General features: G+C 44.0%; 14 protein-coding genes and 2 tRNA genes. 2 read left to right on the forward strand and 14 right to left on the reverse strand.

Annotated elements, in window-relative coordinates; all coding sequences use genetic code 11:
• Nucleotides 1–13: 13 nt before the first annotated feature.
• From IQQ51_RS04100 to IQQ51_RS04120, 5 genes are all read right to left on the reverse strand, one after another.
• Nucleotides 14–418: an ExbD/TolR family protein gene (locus tag IQQ51_RS04100; protein WP_004731145.1), complete on the reverse strand. Its 405-nt coding sequence runs from the start codon at nucleotides 416–418 to the stop codon at nucleotides 14–16.
• Nucleotides 415–975: a MotA/TolQ/ExbB proton channel family protein gene (locus tag IQQ51_RS04105; RefSeq protein WP_004731144.1), complete on the reverse strand. Its 561-nt coding sequence runs from the start codon at nucleotides 973–975 to the stop codon at nucleotides 415–417. The genes IQQ51_RS04100 and IQQ51_RS04105 overlap by 4 nt, the downstream gene beginning before the upstream one ends.
• Nucleotides 975–2,351: a MotA/TolQ/ExbB proton channel family protein gene (locus IQQ51_RS04110; RefSeq protein ID WP_172378977.1), complete on the reverse strand. Its 1,377-nt coding sequence runs from the start codon at nucleotides 2,349–2,351 to the stop codon at nucleotides 975–977. Before IQQ51_RS04110 ends, IQQ51_RS04105 begins: the two co-directional genes overlap by 1 nt.
• Nucleotides 2,351–3,118 (reverse strand): DUF3450 domain-containing protein, encoded by a 768-nt coding sequence (locus IQQ51_RS04115; protein ID WP_050622345.1) that lies wholly within the window; start codon nucleotides 3,116–3,118, stop codon nucleotides 2,351–2,353. The genes IQQ51_RS04110 and IQQ51_RS04115 overlap by 1 nt, the downstream gene beginning before the upstream one ends.
• Before the next feature lie 178 nt (nucleotides 3,119–3,296).
• Nucleotides 3,297–5,393, reverse strand: coding sequence for a TonB-dependent siderophore receptor (locus tag IQQ51_RS04120; protein ID WP_193840447.1), 2,097 nt, complete (start codon nucleotides 5,391–5,393; stop codon nucleotides 3,297–3,299).
• 559 nt (nucleotides 5,394–5,952) lie between these two features.
• Here IQQ51_RS04120 and IQQ51_RS04125 point away from each other — a divergent pair.
• Nucleotides 5,953–7,257, forward strand: a complete 1,305-nt coding sequence (locus tag IQQ51_RS04125; RefSeq protein ID WP_048660112.1) for a dicarboxylate/amino acid:cation symporter — start codon at nucleotides 5,953–5,955, stop codon at nucleotides 7,255–7,257.
• Between the two features lie 184 nt (nucleotides 7,258–7,441).
• Here the strand turns inward: IQQ51_RS04125 and IQQ51_RS04130 are convergent, their stop codons facing one another.
• The 3 genes from IQQ51_RS04130 to IQQ51_RS04140 all read right to left on the reverse strand — a co-directional run bounded on the left by IQQ51_RS04130 (nucleotide 7,442) and on the right by IQQ51_RS04140 (nucleotide 10,043).
• Nucleotides 7,442–8,827, reverse strand: coding sequence for a sensor histidine kinase (locus IQQ51_RS04130; RefSeq protein WP_193840448.1), 1,386 nt, complete (start codon nucleotides 8,825–8,827; stop codon nucleotides 7,442–7,444).
• On the reverse strand, nucleotides 8,824–9,489 hold the full coding sequence (locus IQQ51_RS04135; RefSeq protein ID WP_017062555.1) for a response regulator transcription factor: 666 nt from the start codon (nucleotides 9,487–9,489) through the stop codon (nucleotides 8,824–8,826). The genes IQQ51_RS04130 and IQQ51_RS04135 overlap by 4 nt, the downstream gene beginning before the upstream one ends.
• A gap of 80 nt (nucleotides 9,490–9,569) precedes the next feature.
• Nucleotides 9,570–10,043: an NYN domain-containing protein gene (locus tag IQQ51_RS04140; RefSeq protein ID WP_004731130.1), complete on the reverse strand. Its 474-nt coding sequence runs from the start codon at nucleotides 10,041–10,043 to the stop codon at nucleotides 9,570–9,572.
• 270 nt (nucleotides 10,044–10,313) lie between these two features.
• Between IQQ51_RS04140 and IQQ51_RS04145 the strand changes: the two genes are divergently transcribed.
• Nucleotides 10,314–10,865: a DUF4174 domain-containing protein gene (locus IQQ51_RS04145; RefSeq protein ID WP_082242000.1), complete on the forward strand. Its 552-nt coding sequence runs from the start codon at nucleotides 10,314–10,316 to the stop codon at nucleotides 10,863–10,865.
• A gap of 51 nt (nucleotides 10,866–10,916) precedes the next feature.
• On the opposite strand, the gene cobA is transcribed toward IQQ51_RS04145, so the two are convergent.
• From cobA to IQQ51_RS04175, 6 genes are all read right to left on the reverse strand, one after another.
• Nucleotides 10,917–11,693 carry a uroporphyrinogen-III C-methyltransferase gene (cobA, locus tag IQQ51_RS04150; protein WP_193840449.1) on the reverse strand — a complete coding sequence of 259 codons (777 nt, stop codon included), beginning with the start codon at nucleotides 11,691–11,693 and terminating at the stop codon, nucleotides 10,917–10,919.
• A 329-nt stretch (nucleotides 11,694–12,022) separates the two neighbouring features.
• The gene (locus IQQ51_RS04155) at nucleotides 12,023–12,838 is read right to left on the reverse strand and encodes a formate/nitrite transporter family protein (protein ID WP_017062558.1); all 816 of its coding nucleotides are present in this window, start codon (nucleotides 12,836–12,838) and stop codon (nucleotides 12,023–12,025) included.
• A 123-nt stretch (nucleotides 12,839–12,961) separates the two neighbouring features.
• Nucleotides 12,962–13,285: a nitrite reductase small subunit NirD gene (gene nirD, locus IQQ51_RS04160; RefSeq protein WP_193840450.1), complete on the reverse strand. Its 324-nt coding sequence runs from the start codon at nucleotides 13,283–13,285 to the stop codon at nucleotides 12,962–12,964.
• A gap of 15 nt (nucleotides 13,286–13,300) precedes the next feature.
• Nucleotides 13,301–15,859, reverse strand: coding sequence for a nitrite reductase large subunit NirB (nirB, locus tag IQQ51_RS04165; protein WP_193840451.1), 2,559 nt, complete (start codon nucleotides 15,857–15,859; stop codon nucleotides 13,301–13,303).
• Between the two features lie 617 nt (nucleotides 15,860–16,476).
• A tRNA-Cys gene (locus IQQ51_RS04170) sits at nucleotides 16,477–16,550 on the reverse strand.
• Nucleotides 16,551–16,614: 64 nt separating this feature from the next.
• Nucleotides 16,615–16,701: transfer RNA gene (locus tag IQQ51_RS04175), tRNA-Leu, on the reverse strand.

Genomic DNA, 16,701 nt, shown 5'->3' on the forward strand with positions numbered 1-16,701 from the left:
AGATCCTCCAAGATCATCGCTTTTCAGCAGCAAGCGCGATGTTTTTAACACCCGCACCTTTAGCGGCGTCCATCACTTTAACAACCGTACCGTTGTAAGCGTGTTCATCCGCTTGAATAACCAAAGAAGCATCAGGTTGTTCTAGCAACAAGTGTTCTAATGTCGCTTGAACACGCTCAACATCAACAACACGTTTATCGATGAAGATGTCATTCGCAGAAGTAATCGCAACAAAGATGCCCGCATCCTTTTGGCTTACTACGTTAGACGCTTGTGGGCGATTGACTTCAACCCCTGATTCACGAACAAATGAACTGGTCACAATAAAGAAAATAAGCATGATAAATACAATATCAAGCATCGAAGTAAGGTCTATTTGGGCCTCTTCGTTTTTAGAATGACGTCGACCGAGTCTCATCGTTGACTCCTTAAAGATTTTTCTAATTTCAATTCTAAGCGGTTACACACTTTCGCTAAACGAGCGTGAACAAACATGCCCGCTAATGCAGCAACCATACCCGCCATGGTTGGCAGTGTTGCCAACGAGATACCTGAAGCCATCAATTTAGGGTCACTGCTTCCTTGAGTCGCCATGACATCAAAAACAGAGATCATACCGGTGACGGTACCTAACAAACCCAACATCGGACAAATAGCGACTAACAGCTTAATAAAGTTCAAGTTTTGGTTAAGTAAGATACTCGCTTGCCCCAACCAACCTTCACGAATGGCTTTGGCATGCCAAGAAGAGTGATCTTCTCTTTCATGCCACTTAGTAATCCAAGCTTGGCGCTGCTTTGGAAAGTAGAACGCAAGATAAAGCACGCGTTCAACCACAAGCACCCAATAAACTAGGACGACAGCCGCTAGCCACCACAGGACGAAACCGCCCTGCTCCATAAAGCTTGATAAAGACAGCAGCCAGTCACTCGTTAACCAACTCGCTGGTAATAGAGAACCCGACAAAATATCCATTACGCAGCAGTCCCAACTGGTGAAACCACAGCTTTTGATTCAACCGTTTTTTCTGCCTGCTCAGCAACAAGGCCAATACCTTGTTTCTCAAGAATATTGCGAATATTTTCAGCCTGAGTGCTAAGAATGTTGTGTGCTAATAGAAGAGGCATTGCTGCAACAAGACCAAGTACGGTTGTTACCAGTGCCATCGAAATACCACCCGCCATCACTTTAGGGTCGCCATTACCAAACTGTGTGATCACTTGGAATGTTTCGATCATGCCGGTTACAGTACCTAGAAGACCTAACATTGGTGCAAGTGCCGCTAGAAGTTTTAGCATCGATAAACCTTTCTCTAGGTGAGTTTGTTCATCCACTACCGCTTCTAAAAGTCGTAGTTCTAGTGCTTCAACGGTTTGGTTTTGCTCTTTGTTGTAAACCGCAAGAACACGACCTAGAGGGTTATCACCCGCTTGCTCTGGGTTCTTAAGTTGAGCGCGAATTTTCTGGCGAGCGATAGCCAAAGAAATACCACGAACTAATGCGATGATTAAGCCAATTGCAAGCAAGCCAAGAATCACTTTACCAACCACACCACCCGCTTGAAGGCGATCAGTTAGGCTTGGTGTTAGCGCTAGTTGCTCTAGCATGAACCCACGAGAAGGATCGACAACCACGTTAGACACGTCGCCATTCGCTAATGTAGATAGCGATGCTAAAGTTGGACCATTCGATGGCTGTTTCAGATACGCAATCGCATCTTCACGCTGAGTGTTCCAGCTAACATAGCCTTGGTCTGTTACTAGGCCGATTGAACCTAAACGATAAGCGTCGACAGTTTGTGTGTTGCCTTCACCATTGATAAATGCAATTTGAGATTTGCTAAGCTCAGAACTCGCTTGAATCTGCTCAACCATGCTCATCCACAAACCGGTCAGCTGTGGCATTGAAGGCAGTGATTTAGCATCAATGATTTGATCAACAGTTGCAGTGTGTTCAGCACGATCAACACTATTCACGGTTGAGCTAAACTCTGCGCCGAGTTCTTTTGCGTTTTGACGAACGACACCGAACAGTTCGCCTAAGCTACCGGTTTCTAAACGCAGCTTCTCTTCTAAGCGAGCAAGCTTGTTTTCGTTATCACTGAAGGTTTGAGTCAGAACATCTGTCGCACCTTGGATAGAGGTACGTTTCGCTTCAAGCTGAGCTTTGATCGCTTTCAGTTCTTGTTCTGTCTTTTTGAAATCAGCTTCACGCACTACGTTGTGAGAAGCTTGAGTTCGGCTCTCTGATTTTGCTTTATTAACTAGCTGAGCCGTCGTGTCTGATGCAGAGAAAGCAGAAAATGAAATAGACGTAATGCAAAGCAATGCTGCTAATGGTTTTAAGTTCATTACTTAACCTCCGCAACAGTTAGAGAAACAGGTAAAGTAATTAGGCTTGGCGCCGCTTGTTGGCTTGCAATGTCGTAAGCTTTATCTAGCTCAGATTTCATTGAAGAATCTAGCTCCTGCCACTGATTTTGTGTTTGATTCCAAGACCAGTATTGGCTGCCATTTAGGTTACGAGCCACCAAAGAGATACGACCTAAGTGCAACACGTCAGCTTCAATCGTTCTGTCGCTGCTCAATGCAACACGACCTTGGTAAGCACCGAGCTTGATGCCGTAGTCCATCTCGATTTGGTAAGCTTCTAGGATACGACGATACTTCTCAGCATCACTCACATCAGCACGAGTCATCATTGCTTGCAGCTTTTCAACTCTTTCTAGACGCTGCTCTTTCCTGATTGGCACATCTTGCTCAACTAATTGTTGAAGGCCATCAATCATCTGATACATCAAAGGCACGACACCTTGACGTGTATATTTGATTTCGTCGATCTGCCCTTCAATACTCTGAGCTTCTTGATTCTGGCTTTCAACCAATGCAGCAAGGTGATCGTGATAGATTTCTAGATTTTTCACTTCTTCTTGCAGACGCTCAATCTCAGCTTGCAGCATTAAAGTCGCTTGTGAGCTTTTATCAATAACCTTTTGGCTCGAAGCCGACGCGTTATTGGTCTTGTTTTGAATTGATTGAGCTTGATCCAAGCTGTTTGCCATAGAAGACGTTGCAACCAAACTGATGGCAAGCGCTAGGCTAGTTTTTAAAAGATTCATAATTGTAGTCATTTACTATAGAAGAAGGTCAAATGAATTTTATTGATAAGCACTCTCATTATCATTAAAAGTCACTCGCATTACTAGGGATATTTTTACTGAATAGCAGAATCACGAAAGGGGAAAGCCGAAACTTTCCCCTTAGTATTTAGGCTAACTATAGCACCCTACTAACAAATTAGTATTTTACCTGTAAAGTCGCCATGTAGTTGCGGCCTTCGCCGATTACTACGTCTTCAGCAAATTGGTGGTTTGAAGATGTTGAACCGCCGCCTGCTAGGTATTCTTTATCAAATACGTTCTCTACTGTTAGACGCGCTACGAAATCAAGAGAATCGTCGTACTTAAGCGTGTATGCAGCACCCATATCTACACGAGCGTAACCGTCTTTCTTGAACGTGTTCGCACTGTCACCGTAACGAGAACCTTCGTAGATAAGACCTAGGTTCACATCCACTTCGTTTGTCGCTGCATAAGTAGACCAAACGCTTGCTGCAAACTCAGGTACGTCTACTGGACGGTTACCTTCATATGTTTCATGGTTCGTGATTTCAGCATCTAAGTACATTGCAGAACCAGACATTGAGAAGCGCTCTGAAATAAAGCCTTGTGCGGCTAGCTCAGCACCACGGTGAACTTGTTCGCCACCTTGTGTCTTCGTCCAATCGCCTGATGAAGTGTCTTCTACATCCATTGAGATGTTTTCTTGGGTAATATCGAATACCGCACCAGAAACGAATAGACGTTCGTCCATCAGTTCCCACTTAGTACCGACTTCGTAAGAAACACCCGTTGCTGCGTCAAGAAGTTCACCATCGTTGGTGTAGTTGCGGCTTCCGCTTGAAACAACGCCTTGTGGTTCGAAACTTTCAGAGTAAGAAGCGTAGATACTACCGTTTGATGCTGGGTGGTAAATCAGGCCAAGCTTAGGTGCAACGTTTTCTTCTGCAACGCCATCACTTACTTTACGGTCGAAACGAGCGCCCGCAAGAACTTGCCATTCATCATTAATAGTAATCAAATCTTGGATGTAGAAGCCCCAAGTATCGTAAGTACTCATCTTACCTAGCGATGTTGGACCCACTGACGGCGCTGGTACTGTTGCATCTGGTGCGTATTCAGCGCTGCTGAAGCGATCCATACCACGGTAATAGCTGTAGCCTAACCAGTTAGCACCGAATAATAGTTGATGCTCTGTGCCCGCAAGATCAGCGGTTGTTGTTAGATCAACGTAAGCCGTTCTGAAACGCCATTTATCATGACGGTAGTTACCGCCTTGAGTCACGGTGCCCGTACCATCAGGGTTCATATTTTTAAAGCTTGGGTAGCTTTCCATATCGATACGTTCGAAATCTTGGTAGTTGAAACCTGTCTTTAAAGACCATGTGTCAGTCAGGTTAGCAGCAATATCAAAACCAACATTCTCAACATCATTCTCGATCTGTGACCACTGTGCATCCCAGATGTGCTTGTCGCTACCTACTCGGTTGCCGTCTAGCGTGTATAAAGCGCCAGAATCTACGCTACCTTCGTCGTTAGTTTTGTCGTAATGAACAGAAACTGTCACGTCTTCAGTTACATCGTAATCGACGAATACACCACCAACAAAACGTTCTGTTTGTGGTTCAGTTCCGTCACCATAAGTTCTCCAAGAGCCGTAGCTTTCTTTAGATAGAATCGCGCGACCGCGTAGAGTTTCAGCGTCGTTCAAAGCGCCACTTACGTCTACCGTTGTACGAGAATGGTCATTAGAACCAATATCTTGGCTAACACTTACTTGCGTATCATAAGTTGGCTTCTTGCTTACCATATTGATCAAACCACCTGGTGCAGAAATACCGTAAAGAAGACCAGAAGGCCCTTTAAGTACTTCAACACGCTCTAGCAGTTCGATTGGTTGGCGGTAGTGAGACCAATGTTGCTGGCCATTTTTAAGGAAGCCTGAAGAGCTTTCTACCGAGAAACCACGTAGAGAGAAACGTTCACGGTTACGGCTTGTACCGCCAGCACTTACACTCGCGTCATTTTTAAGCACGTCACCAAGCGTTGTTGCACGCTGTTCATCGATGATTTGCTCATCGATTACTGAAACTTGTCCCGGAGTCTCTAATTGAGTCGCCTCCATGCGCATTGCTGTTGTGTTCGTGTCGGCTTTGTAACCGTAGTCACGACCTTCAACAACCATATGCTCGTCTGTTTTTACTGTTTCTGCCAATACTGCTGGTGAAGCTAATACTGCGCCGATCACTAAAGCCAATGGGCTCTTTGAAAACATGTCCTTTACTCCGTTTTTATTCTTTTAGACGAGCACTTTGTTATTTATTCGATGTGCTCGCTGAACCGTTTCCGGTACCACTGAATTATTCCGAGAGAGAATATAAGTGATAACTATTACCATTTGCATTAAATTTACATTCTTTGCATTCGTAAAGTTTTGTAAAGGCGTGTCGGGGAGGCGTTTTTATAAAGTTAAACAAAACCAATTCAATACAGATGGTTAGAGAACATTTACGCTAAAAAGTGGTTATCGACGTCAAATCTTTTGAAACAGCGTTATTAGCTCGGCCTAATCAAGGTGGCCAGATTGATAAGAAAATTATCTCTTCTTATTTACTACCTTTGAAACGGCAGCCTCATGTATAAAACTCTCGATAAATGTAAATTTGTGGTGAATTGTTTTGTTTAATTTTGTTTAATTGACGGAATTATCAGTGATTTTGATCACATCTATAATTCCAAACTCATTTTTTGTTTTTTGATTTGAACAACCGACTGCTAATCTCCTGCTCACTTTGAAAAGGTATCAAAGTTATAAATAATAAGGAGTGTTCTAAATGAATACCAAGAAACCTATGTCTCTGACTGGTCGAGTAATCCTCGGTATGGTCGTAGGTATATTAACGGGATTCGCCATTCAATCCCTTTTTGCAGACAGCGGATTTGTTAACAACTACATCGTTAACGGACTCTTTGAAGTAGGCGGGCAAATCTTTGTCGCCAGTTTAAAAATGCTTGTTGTACCTCTAGTCTTCGTTTCACTAGTGTGCGGTACAAGTTCTCTTAAAGACTTATCAACTCTTGGCCGTATGGGTGGCAAAACGCTTGCACTTTATATCGGTACTACTGCCGTTGCCATCACTCTAGCATTAACTATCGGTAACCTGTTCCAACCTGGAGCTGGTGCGGATCTTACTGCTGCGAGCTCTTTCAAATCAGCGGATGCCCCTTCTCTGGGCCAAGTAATCATCGATATGTTCCCAACCAACCCTATTCAGGCGATGGCTGAGGGCAAAACGTTACAAGTTATCGTATTTGCAGTGTTGTTTGGTATCGCAATCAGTGCGGCGGGCAAACCCGGTGAGCGTATCGCTGCAGTTTTCTCCGATCTAAACGAAGTGATCATGAAGCTAGTTGCGCTACTAATGAACCTTGCTCCTTACGGCGTATTCTTCTTAATGGCGAAACTGTTCTCTGGCCTTGGCTTAGGTGCAATTTGGAACCTAGCAGAATACTTCTTAGTACTTGCAGGTACCTTGCTGTTGCATGGCTTGGTGACTTACAGTGCGATGCTTAAAGGATTCACAGGTCTTAGTCCGATTACGTTCCTACGTAAGATGGAAGATGCAATCATGTTTGCATTCTCAACGGCATCTTCGAACGCAACAATTCCAGTAACAATGGAAACAGCTAAGAACCGCATGGGCGTAGACAACAAAGTCGCTTCTTTTACTGTACCACTAGGTGCAACTGTGAACATGGACGGCACTGCAATCATGCAAGGTGTTGCGACGGCGTTTATCGCGCAAGCGTACAACATCGACCTTTCAATGGGTGATTACCTAATGGTTATCCTAACGGCGACACTGGCGTCTGTTGGTACTGCAGGTGTCCCTGGTGTTGGTCTTGTTATGCTAGCGATGGTATTGAACCAAGTGGGTCTACCGCTTGAAGGTATTGCTCTAATCATGGGTGTTGACCGCCTTCTTGATATGATTCGTACCGCTGTAAACATCACAGGTGATAGTGCCGTATCTATCATCGTTGCTAAGTCTGAAGGCGCTCTTGATGAGTCTCGCTTCAACGACCCTGCAGCAGGTGAGAAGGAAGAAGAAGTTAAGCTAGCTCGCCAACAGGCATAATCTCGCTTATCTGATGCTCTTGTCTTTGAGTTCTGGCGTAATTAATGGCTACGCCTAGCTCATATCAAAGCGCATAAAGAAAAACGCCACTGCAGATGCAGTGGCGTTTTTATTAGGTATCGCTTAAGTCCGTACAACTGAGTTGGGACAGTTATCAATTTAAGGTAATTATCAATAGAGAAAGTTAATCACCGATTGGGAACATCAAGTTTACTCTCAGTCCCCCACCTTCTCTGTTCTCAGCAGTTACATGTCCATTCATCACACCCATCGCTTCTTTAACAATCGCAAGGCCTAGACCGTAACCGCCAGACTGTTTGTCTCGGGCTGATTCTATTCGTGTAAACGGGTCGAATATACCTGCAATCTTGTTATCAGGAATGCCATCACCGTCATCTTCTACAGATATGACACTGTAACGTTTATCTGTGACCTGTTCGTATGTAGTCACGACGACATGAGCGTTCTCACCCGCGTATTTAATGGCATTCCCGACCAAGTTACCAATCACTCGAAGCAGTAGCCGCTCATCAACGTTCACCATTGATGTCGGCGTCTCTAAGGAACCAATCAAAGTTTGATTCGGTTTTAAATCGTTTTGCATCTGCGCGATCAACATTGAACAATAGTGCTCAAGGTGCATTAAACTTAACTTAGAGTCATAGCGAGAGGTTTCTAAGCGGCTAAATTCAAGTATCTCACCCACCAGCTTGTTCATCTCTTCTGTTTCATTTTCCATTCGCTCTAGCAAACCAATGCTTTTATCATCAACCTTGCTGCGCAGCAGGTGTAGTGCGAGGTTTTGCCTTGCTAATGGTGTTCTTAACTCGTGTGACACATCGCGAATCAAACGACGTTGCTTTTCAGCCAGAGATTTAATTTCAAAGGTCATATGATCAAAATCGTGTGCAAGCTCGTTGAATTCTCGCGTGGTGGAATTTAACTCCGACACCACACTAACAGTGAAGTCACCTTGAGCCAGTCTGCGGCTCGCTTCCCTCAATCGATCCAACGGTTGCTGCAAACTTTTGGCCATAATAATTGAGAACAGAGACAAAACGACCAATGCAATCAATGCTTTAAGCATATAAGAATATGGCGCAAAAGATTTTGCAGGGTGAAACTGGTGCGGTAGTTGGATAACCAGTGTTTTACCGTTATCCAGTGGTAGACCGAAAATCGGCTTACTCACACGATCACTAAGTTGGTGATCTAACGTTCTTAAGTATTTGAGCTTAAATTCAAAATGTGGGTGCATGTGACGATGTGTGATCGGACGATTGTCTTTATCGATGACGAACAGATAATACTGCTGAGCATTACCCCAGTCCGCGAGTTCATCCATGTCCCCTTCTTCGATCAACACATTAGCTTGGTAAGCAAGGTCGAGCATCTCCGCTTTTACCGATTCTGGCACTTTAAGCAGCGCTTTCATCAAGGCTCTTTCAGCGACACCTTGCAGAATCAAAATACTCACTAAAATGACGGTCAGATAACTGAACAGTTGAAAAGTGAGCCCGTCTTTACGCTTAGCAATAAAATCTGGGCAACGCAGCAGTTTTTTACTCATGCTCCAACCGACTCTAGGTAACTGTAACCTTTACCGCGAACGGTTTTAATATGTTGTTTAGACAACCCCGCCTGAACGAGCTTTCTACGTATGTTGCTGATATGCATATCTAAATTACGATCGAAGGGACACAGTTCTTTCTTGAGTACATGGATTTGCAAATCAGATTTGGACACAACAATACCGTCATTTTTGACCAAATAATCAAGCAAGTCTTTTTCAGTACCGGTTAATGGCAAACGAGAGAGTTGTTCGCACAAGCCGTGATTAGAAGAAGCTAAAGATTGTCTTTGGCGTTCAAAACCCACTCGGCGCAAGATCACCTTAATGCGGGTTAAGAGTTCAGGGACATTGAAAGGTTTGGCGATGTACTGGTCGGCCCCAGCTTGGTAGCCATCGAGCATTGAGGCATCGTCGTTAAGTGCGGTTAGCATAAGAATGGGAGTAGCAAAACGCTGACAAATACGTCTTGCTACTTGAATGCCGCTTAGGTTCGGAAGCATTACATCGAGTAGAACCAAATCGACAGGGTGAGATTGAATAAACTCAAGCGCGGATTCACCGCAATGAACAGTATCAACGTGATACCCCTCATTTTCTAACACTTCACCCAGTAATTCACACAACTGAATATCATCATCAACAACTAAAACGCGAGACATTACACACACCGATAAATAAGAACTGTTTGCATTCTAATTATCGTTATTATTGATTTCAATTATAAAGTGCCCGATTTCCTCTATAGAAGAAAATCTTTTTCAATCGGTACAAATTTTGAGGCAGAATCGATAAGATTTTGAGCAGTTAACCCCGGAACACCATACACTTCAACAGGCTTGCCAAAGCGCTCTTTGATTCGCTCTACAAGAATTTCGAAATCACCGTCTCCTGATACCAAAACAATCGTATCAACCGTCTCAGCAAGTTCTATCGCGTCTAACGCAATACCCACATCCCAATCGCCTTTTGCACTGCCATCTCGACGCTGAATAAACGGCTTTAATTTCACATTAAAACCCACACCACGAAGGATATGGTGAAATTGACGCTGCTTTGGATCTTGGCTTGAGATTGCGTAAGCATTAGCTGCAACAACGTTACGCCCTTCCGTGGCAACATACCAAAACTGGTTATAGTCGAAGTTAGAACGGTATTTGTCGCGCGTCGTGTAGTAAACGTTCTGAACGTCGACCAAAATTGCTATGTTTTCCATAAATTCATACCTTTAGATTTTCCGTATACCCTATTCTATTCAATTGTAAAATGCGAGTCGCTTTACTCAATAAAAATGAACCTGCCAGCTATCGTTAACGTAAACCTAATATCTTTAGCGTAAAGCTAAGTGTCTTTAACGTAATCCTAACTATGCTTATTGTAAGTGGGTTTGTTTTGAACGTTTCTTAGGTGGTTCTGATCTTCACCTTCTTCTTTACGTAGCATTCAAATCGTACTCAGCCTTAGAGCTTTTAAAGGGAGGTTGGCAATGCTGCACCGACAAACACACAATTCGAACGTAAGCATCGACACAACCAAAACGGTGCAAACTTTAAATCAACCATCAAACTCTGGTATCTGGTTTAGTTTGCTTAAACTGCTGACCATCAGCACGGTATTAATCATGAGCTTAACCATCAATTCTGTACTCGCCTACCCCGCCTATTCTCACTCAAAGCCTTTGCCGCACCGCAGTGTTATTTATTTCGCTCCAAAGGAAGATTCAGTCGTTAAAGAGTTTCTGAATGAAGTGTTGCTCAATAACTGTCAATTGGACGAACGAGATGTCGTCATTATGGTTATTGCTGAGAGTGGTTACACAGTCCCTACTTGGCTAGAAGAAGAGTTTAACTTAGAGGCCGTCACCAGTATTTACGAGATCCCGAAAGGATCACACACCGCGGTTTTGATTGGTAAAGACGGAAAAGAGAAGCACCGGTGGAGTGGCAAAACAGATTGGAAACAGATCACCAATATTATTGACGAAATGCCGATGCGCCAACAAGAAATGCAGCGACAAGGCAGCCGCTGCAGTATTTGATTCTTGCTGAGCTCAGTAGTTGCTTAGAGAGCTAACTAGAAGGTCAAACGATTAAGCTTGCTTGTTAAACCAAGCAAGTTTTTCATGGAGCTGAGCCACGCTGCCTACAACAATCAGCGCTGGGCTCTTTGCGACGCTAGCAAGATCAGCCAAATCACGTAAACCACCTCTAAACACCTTCTGTTCTTGGCGCGTACCATTTTCGATGATCGCAACTGGCATGTCAGCTCGCATACCGTTATCGAGTAAGTTCTTCTGAATGTTCGGACTCTCTTTCAAGCCCATGTAAAACACGATCGTATGGTTGTGCTGAGCAAGAGATTGCCAGTCAATATCTTCGCCATCTTTCTTCAAGTGACCTGTAATAAACTGCACGCTTTGTGCATGATCACGGTGCGTCAACGGAATGCCCGCATAAGCCGTTGCGCCTGCAGCTGCTGTGATGCCCGGAATCACTTCAAATCTCACGTCATTCTCAGCTAACGTTTCACACTCTTCACCACCACGGCCAAAGATAAACGAGTCACCACCTTTTAGGCGTACTACGTGCTTGTTCTCTTGCGCTTTAGTGACCAACAATTGGTTGATCTGGTCTTGCGGTACACAGTGATGATCAAGCTTTTTACCCACATACAGCATTTCCGCTTTTGGGTTAGCCATCGCCAAGATATCCTTTGATACCAAGCGGTCATAAACCAAAACGTCTGCTTGTTGAATCACTCGTGCCGCTTTTAACGTAAGTAAGTCTGGGTCGCCCGGACCGGCACCTACTAATGAAACAAATCCTGTGTTTCCTGTTTTAACATTCGATGGCGATACTTCTGACATGCTTTGCTCCGAAAGTTAGCTTGTTATATTTCAAGCTTAATTCTGTATGACGATTCATCGTTGTATGAATCACCAATATCCCTACTTCTTAGACTATCAGTTGTTGCCATAAAACTTCACGATTAATTCTAATCAAGATAGAAGTTTATATAACAAAACAATCTATTACGTTGGAAAACCCTGACATTTGCACCATCATCAAGCACACATTGCTCGCCTTAGGTGCACCGTTATCAAAAGTAGAGAGTGTTAAGATCAAAAAAGCCCCAAATCAACAGCTTGGGGCTTAACACACATTATTAGTTGCTCATTAACCTAGAGCTATCTAATTACTTAGCGCCTAGAGAAGGAGCCGTTTTAGCGTGAGTTAAGTATAGAGGAACACACGTCATTAGTAGACCACCAACGATGTTACCTAGGATTGTTGGGATAAGGTTGAAGTTCAACCATGTCGCGATACCGAAATCAGCGCCAAGAATCATACCCAGTGGGAATAGGAACATGTTTACTACTGTGTGCTCAAATACTAGAGCGAAGAAGATGAAGATTGGGAACCACATCATTGCTACACGGCCAGATACTGTGCGTGCAGTCATGTTGCCAATCACACCTAGACATACCATAAGGTTACAGAAGATACCGCGTACGAAACACGTGATCCATCCGTCCATACCCATGTTTTCAAAACCTAGGCTACGACCTGTAGAAACAGCAATGAACTTTTGAGCAACAGCGTTTGGCTCTAGAGAGAAGTTACCTGTTAGTGATACTGCAACAAGGAAAGCAACAATCAAAGAACCGATAAGGTTACCAAGACCAACAATACCCCAACAACGTAGGATACGACCCCAAGTGATACCTGGGCGGTTGTCGAATTTCGCTAAAGGTGCGAGGCCGAATACGCCAGTTACTAGGTCATAACCCATTACACTTAGAATGACGAAGCCAACTGGGAACACAAGTGCGCCAACAAGGCCAATACCGGTTTGTACCATTGCTGTAATAGCAACAACAACCGCTAGAGAAAGGATGATACCAGCCATAGTGCTTCGAATCAGAAGGTCGCGAGTACTTGTTTTCGTTTTCGCTTCACCCACATCAATCATCGTTTGAACGAATTCAGCTGGTTTGTAATCAGGAGACATAAGGTTGTCCTTAAAAAGTTTAAATTAAAAGTTAAAATTGGATAGGAAAAGGCTCTAGTTGCCGAGTTAAGGCAATATCGAGAACTAGAACCCTTGAACTATCAAATCTTACTCATCCGAAGATTAAGCAGATATTTCTACAGCGCCTTTGGCAACACGAGCTTTATACGCTTTCACGTTGAAGTTCTCGTCTTCCATGCACACACCTGTTGCTAGGTTAAAGCGTTGCTTCTTAAGTGGGCTTGCCACCCAAAGCTCTTCGTTGTGCTCAACAATCAAACCGCGTGATAACACGTTAGATTGGAAGTATGGGTCTGTGTTGCTAATCGCGAATACTTCTTCAGCCTTCGTTGGGCGGAAGATAGCTACTTGCTCACCACCAACCAATGCACAAACACCTGTACCTGGGATAATGTCTTCGATCTTACAAACTTTGGTAAATGCCATGATGTCGTCTCCCAATTAAACCAGTTCAACGTGAAGGATATCGCCCTTCGCTTCAGGGTGTTTCTCAGTGAATGTTGCTGGACGGTGTTGTTCACGGCCATCTTCAACAAACACAACGTTATCATCACGGTCATCAGCATTGATGAAGTGTGCGAAGCGCTTAAGTTGAGCCTCGTCGTTGATTGTATCTGTCCATTCACAAGCGAAGTTATCAACTAGGCCAGAAATGTCAGTTTCAAGTTGGTCATTGATACCAAGCTTGTTGTCTACAATCACTTCACGTAGGTAATCAACACCACCTTCTAGGTTGTCCATCCATACCGAAGTACGTTGTAGTGGCGCAGCCGTACGGATGTAGAACATCATGAAACGGTCGATGTACTTGATTAGCGTTTCTTGGTCTAGGTCGCTTGCCAGTAAGTCTGCGTGACGAGGTTTCATACCACCGTTACCACATACATACATGTTCCAACCTGCGTCAGTCGCGATAATACCTAAGTCTTTACCTTGAGCTTCAGCACACTCACGAGTACAACCAGACACACCAAACTTCATCTTATGAGGAGTACGGATGCCTTTGTAACGGTTCTCGATCATCACGCCTAGGCCAACTGAATCTTGAACGCCGTAACGACACCAAGTAGAACCTACACATGTTTTCGCCATACGAAGTGCTTTTGCGTAAGCTTGACCAGTTTCGTAGCCTGCAGCGATTAACTTCTTCCAGATTGCTGGTAAGTCATCTTTTTGAGCACCGAACAGACCAATACGTTGTGCGCCCGTGATCTTGGTGTACAGGTTGTATTCAGCAGCAACATCCGCAAGAACGCTTAGCGCTTGTGGTGTTACTTCACCACCCGCCATACGAGGGATAACAGAGTAAGTACCGTCTTTTTGCATGTTACCTAGGAAGTTATCGTTGGTATCGTGCAGCTTCACTAGCTCAGGCTTAAGGATGTGCTCACCCCAGCAAGAAGCAAGGATAGAACCCGCTAGAGGCTTACATACTTCACAGCCGTAGCCTTTACCGTATTTCTCTAGTAGCTCATCGAACGTTTTGATTTCTTCAATACGAATCAGGTGGAAAAGCTCTTGGCGAGAGTAAGCAAAGTGCTCACACACGTCGTTCTTCACTTCTACACCAGCTTTAGCAAGTTCAGCGTTTAATACTGAAGTCACAAGTGGAATACAACCACCACAACCCGTACCTGCGCCTGTTACTGCTTTGATATCACCAATGGTGTGGTGACCTTCAGCAACCGCTTGAGCAATCTTGCCTTTCGTTACATCGAAACAAGAACAGATAACAGCAGACTCAGGAAGAGAATCAGCGCCAAGTGTTGGCTTTTCAGCACCAGCGTGAGCAGGAAGAATCAATGCATCTGGGTGTTCTGGTAGGTCGATTTCGTTCAGCATTAACTGAAGAAGATCACCATAATCAGACGTATCACCTACCATCACTGCGCCAATAAGCTTCTTATTGTCTTCAGAAACGATGATACGCTTATAAACTTCTTGCTCTTCGTTTTGGTAAACGTAGCTCTTACAGCCAGGAGTGCGGCCGTTTGCATCACCGATAGAACCTACTTTCACGCCTAGAAGCTTAAGCTTCGCAGACATGTCCGCACCTTCAAATGTGCTTTCGTTACCAACAACATGGTCAACAGCAACTGTCGCCATTTTGTAGCCAGGAGCAACAAGGCCGTAGAACGTTTGGTTCCAAGACGCACATTCACCGATAGCGTAAATATCTTTATCAGTCGTTTGACAGTGATCGTTAATCTCGATACCGCCACGAGGTGCAATACCTAGACCCATTTGACGAGCAAGTTTGTCTTGTGGGCGAATACCAGCAGAGAATACGATGAAATCAGTTTCTAGCTCTGTACCGTCTGCAAAACGCATTACGTTACGAGCTGCAGTGCCTTCAGGAGCAATCTCAAGCGTGTTCTTACTTGTATGTACGTTTACGCCCATACGTTCGATTTTTTGACGAAGTTGGTTACCACCCGCTTGGTCAAGTTGCTCAGCCATTAGCTTAGGAGCAAACTCAACAACGTGTGTTGTCACGCCAAGTGCTTTTAGTGCGCCTGCCGCTTCAAGACCAAGTAGACCGCCACCAACAACCACACCAGACTTTGAGTTCTTAGCCGTTGCTTCGATAGCTTTCAGATCTTCGATTGTGCGGTAAACGAAACAGTCTTTACCTTCGTTGCCTTTAATTGGCGGTACGAATGGGAAAGAACCGGTAGCAAGGATAAGTTTGTCGTATTGAATTTCACGACCAGTGCTTGAGTAAACTATTTTCTTTTCACGGTTAACGTTAATAGCACGTTCGCCGATCAGCATATTGATGCCGTGTTTCTCGTAGAAGCCTTCTTTAACTAAAGAAAGTTCGTCTGCAGTGTGGTGTGAAAAGTAAGAAGAAAGGTGTACACGGTCATAGGCTACACGTGGTTCTTCACAGAACACCGTGATGTCCATGTTTGCAACATCTGTCTTCTCGACTAAATCTTCGATATAGCGATGGCCGACCATCCCGTTACCGATTACGACTAGCTTCATCTTGCTCATAAGAATTCCTGAAGGTTATATATTTCTTAACTGAGCGAATAATGAATTATGAAAGAAAATGAAAATATGATGTAAATCAATTACGAAATCGAACTACCCTAAAGGGGTAGAACAAAAGAGGTAGATCTGCTGATTTATCATACGAAGCAAACGAATAACCGCAGGTTTAATAAGGTTTAGCGGGGTTTTATATACACTTTCGTGCAGTAGATAAGATGTTGTAAATTTTCACAATAGGTTAGCAGCAACGTAGTTAAATGACAATCATTTTCATTTATGGCCATAATAAGTGTAATAACTCATGAAAGCGTTACAGGATCATGAGCAACTATGTATAAATATGAAGAACTTAATGACGCAAAAGACAGTCTCCCTCTTCCATTCCCCACGAATTCCATTCACAAACGGCACAACGAGTTAACAGATACTGTTGGTTGTTTAGCAAATGATAGATTTACACAAGGAAAAAAACTGCAAAGAAAGTGATCAAATAAGGGCTTGTTCCCTCGAGGTGCTATGGATTAGAGCATACGTGGGAGTTTGGACATAGCATGAGGGTAGAGAATTTCAGATAGCAAAAAGGCCAGCATTTCTGCTGGCCTTTCAACTTTGAATAGTGGAGGCGCCTCCCGGAGTCGAACCGAGGTCCACGGATTTGCAATCCGCTGCATAGCCACTCTGCCAAGGCGCCTTCAATAGTGTTTTAAGAGAACAACTCTTTTGATTAATACCAAGTGAGGTAACAATCAAATAGATGGTGCCCCGGGCCGGACTTGAACCGGCACAACGCGAACGTCGAGGGATTTTAAATCCCTTGTGTCTACCAATTCCACCACCAGGGC

The organism is Vibrio sp. OPT18, from assembly GCF_015163615.1.
Taxonomy (GTDB): domain Bacteria; phylum Pseudomonadota; class Gammaproteobacteria; order Enterobacterales; family Vibrionaceae; genus Vibrio; species Vibrio coralliirubri.

Excerpts from the sequence above, each read along its gene's own strand:
- IQQ51_RS04100 (WP_004731145.1), bottom strand. The coding sequence starts at position 418 with ATGAGACTCGGTCGACGTCATTCTAAAAACGAAGAGGCCCAAATAGAC.
- IQQ51_RS04105 (WP_004731144.1), bottom strand. The coding sequence starts at position 975 with ATGGATATTTTGTCGGGTTCTCTATTACCAGCGAGTTGGTTAACGAGT.
- IQQ51_RS04110 (WP_172378977.1), bottom strand. The coding sequence starts at position 2,351 with ATGAACTTAAAACCATTAGCAGCATTGCTTTGCATTACGTCTATTTCA.
- IQQ51_RS04115 (WP_050622345.1), bottom strand. The coding sequence starts at position 3,118 with ATGAATCTTTTAAAAACTAGCCTAGCGCTTGCCATCAGTTTGGTTGCA.
- IQQ51_RS04120 (WP_193840447.1), bottom strand. The coding sequence starts at position 5,393 with ATGTTTTCAAAGAGCCCATTGGCTTTAGTGATCGGCGCAGTATTAGCT.
- IQQ51_RS04125 (WP_048660112.1), top strand. The coding sequence starts at position 5,953 with ATGAATACCAAGAAACCTATGTCTCTGACTGGTCGAGTAATCCTCGGT.
- IQQ51_RS04130 (WP_193840448.1), bottom strand. The coding sequence starts at position 8,827 with ATGAGTAAAAAACTGCTGCGTTGCCCAGATTTTATTGCTAAGCGTAAA.
- IQQ51_RS04135 (WP_017062555.1), bottom strand. The coding sequence starts at position 9,489 with ATGTCTCGCGTTTTAGTTGTTGATGATGATATTCAGTTGTGTGAATTA.
- IQQ51_RS04140 (WP_004731130.1), bottom strand. The coding sequence starts at position 10,043 with ATGGAAAACATAGCAATTTTGGTCGACGTTCAGAACGTTTACTACACG.
- IQQ51_RS04145 (WP_082242000.1), top strand. The coding sequence starts at position 10,314 with ATGCTGCACCGACAAACACACAATTCGAACGTAAGCATCGACACAACC.
- cobA (WP_193840449.1), bottom strand. The coding sequence starts at position 11,693 with ATGTCAGAAGTATCGCCATCGAATGTTAAAACAGGAAACACAGGATTT.
- IQQ51_RS04155 (WP_017062558.1), bottom strand. The coding sequence starts at position 12,838 with ATGTCTCCTGATTACAAACCAGCTGAATTCGTTCAAACGATGATTGAT.
- nirD (WP_193840450.1), bottom strand. The coding sequence starts at position 13,285 with ATGGCATTTACCAAAGTTTGTAAGATCGAAGACATTATCCCAGGTACA.
- nirB (WP_193840451.1), bottom strand. The coding sequence starts at position 15,859 with ATGAGCAAGATGAAGCTAGTCGTAATCGGTAACGGGATGGTCGGCCAT.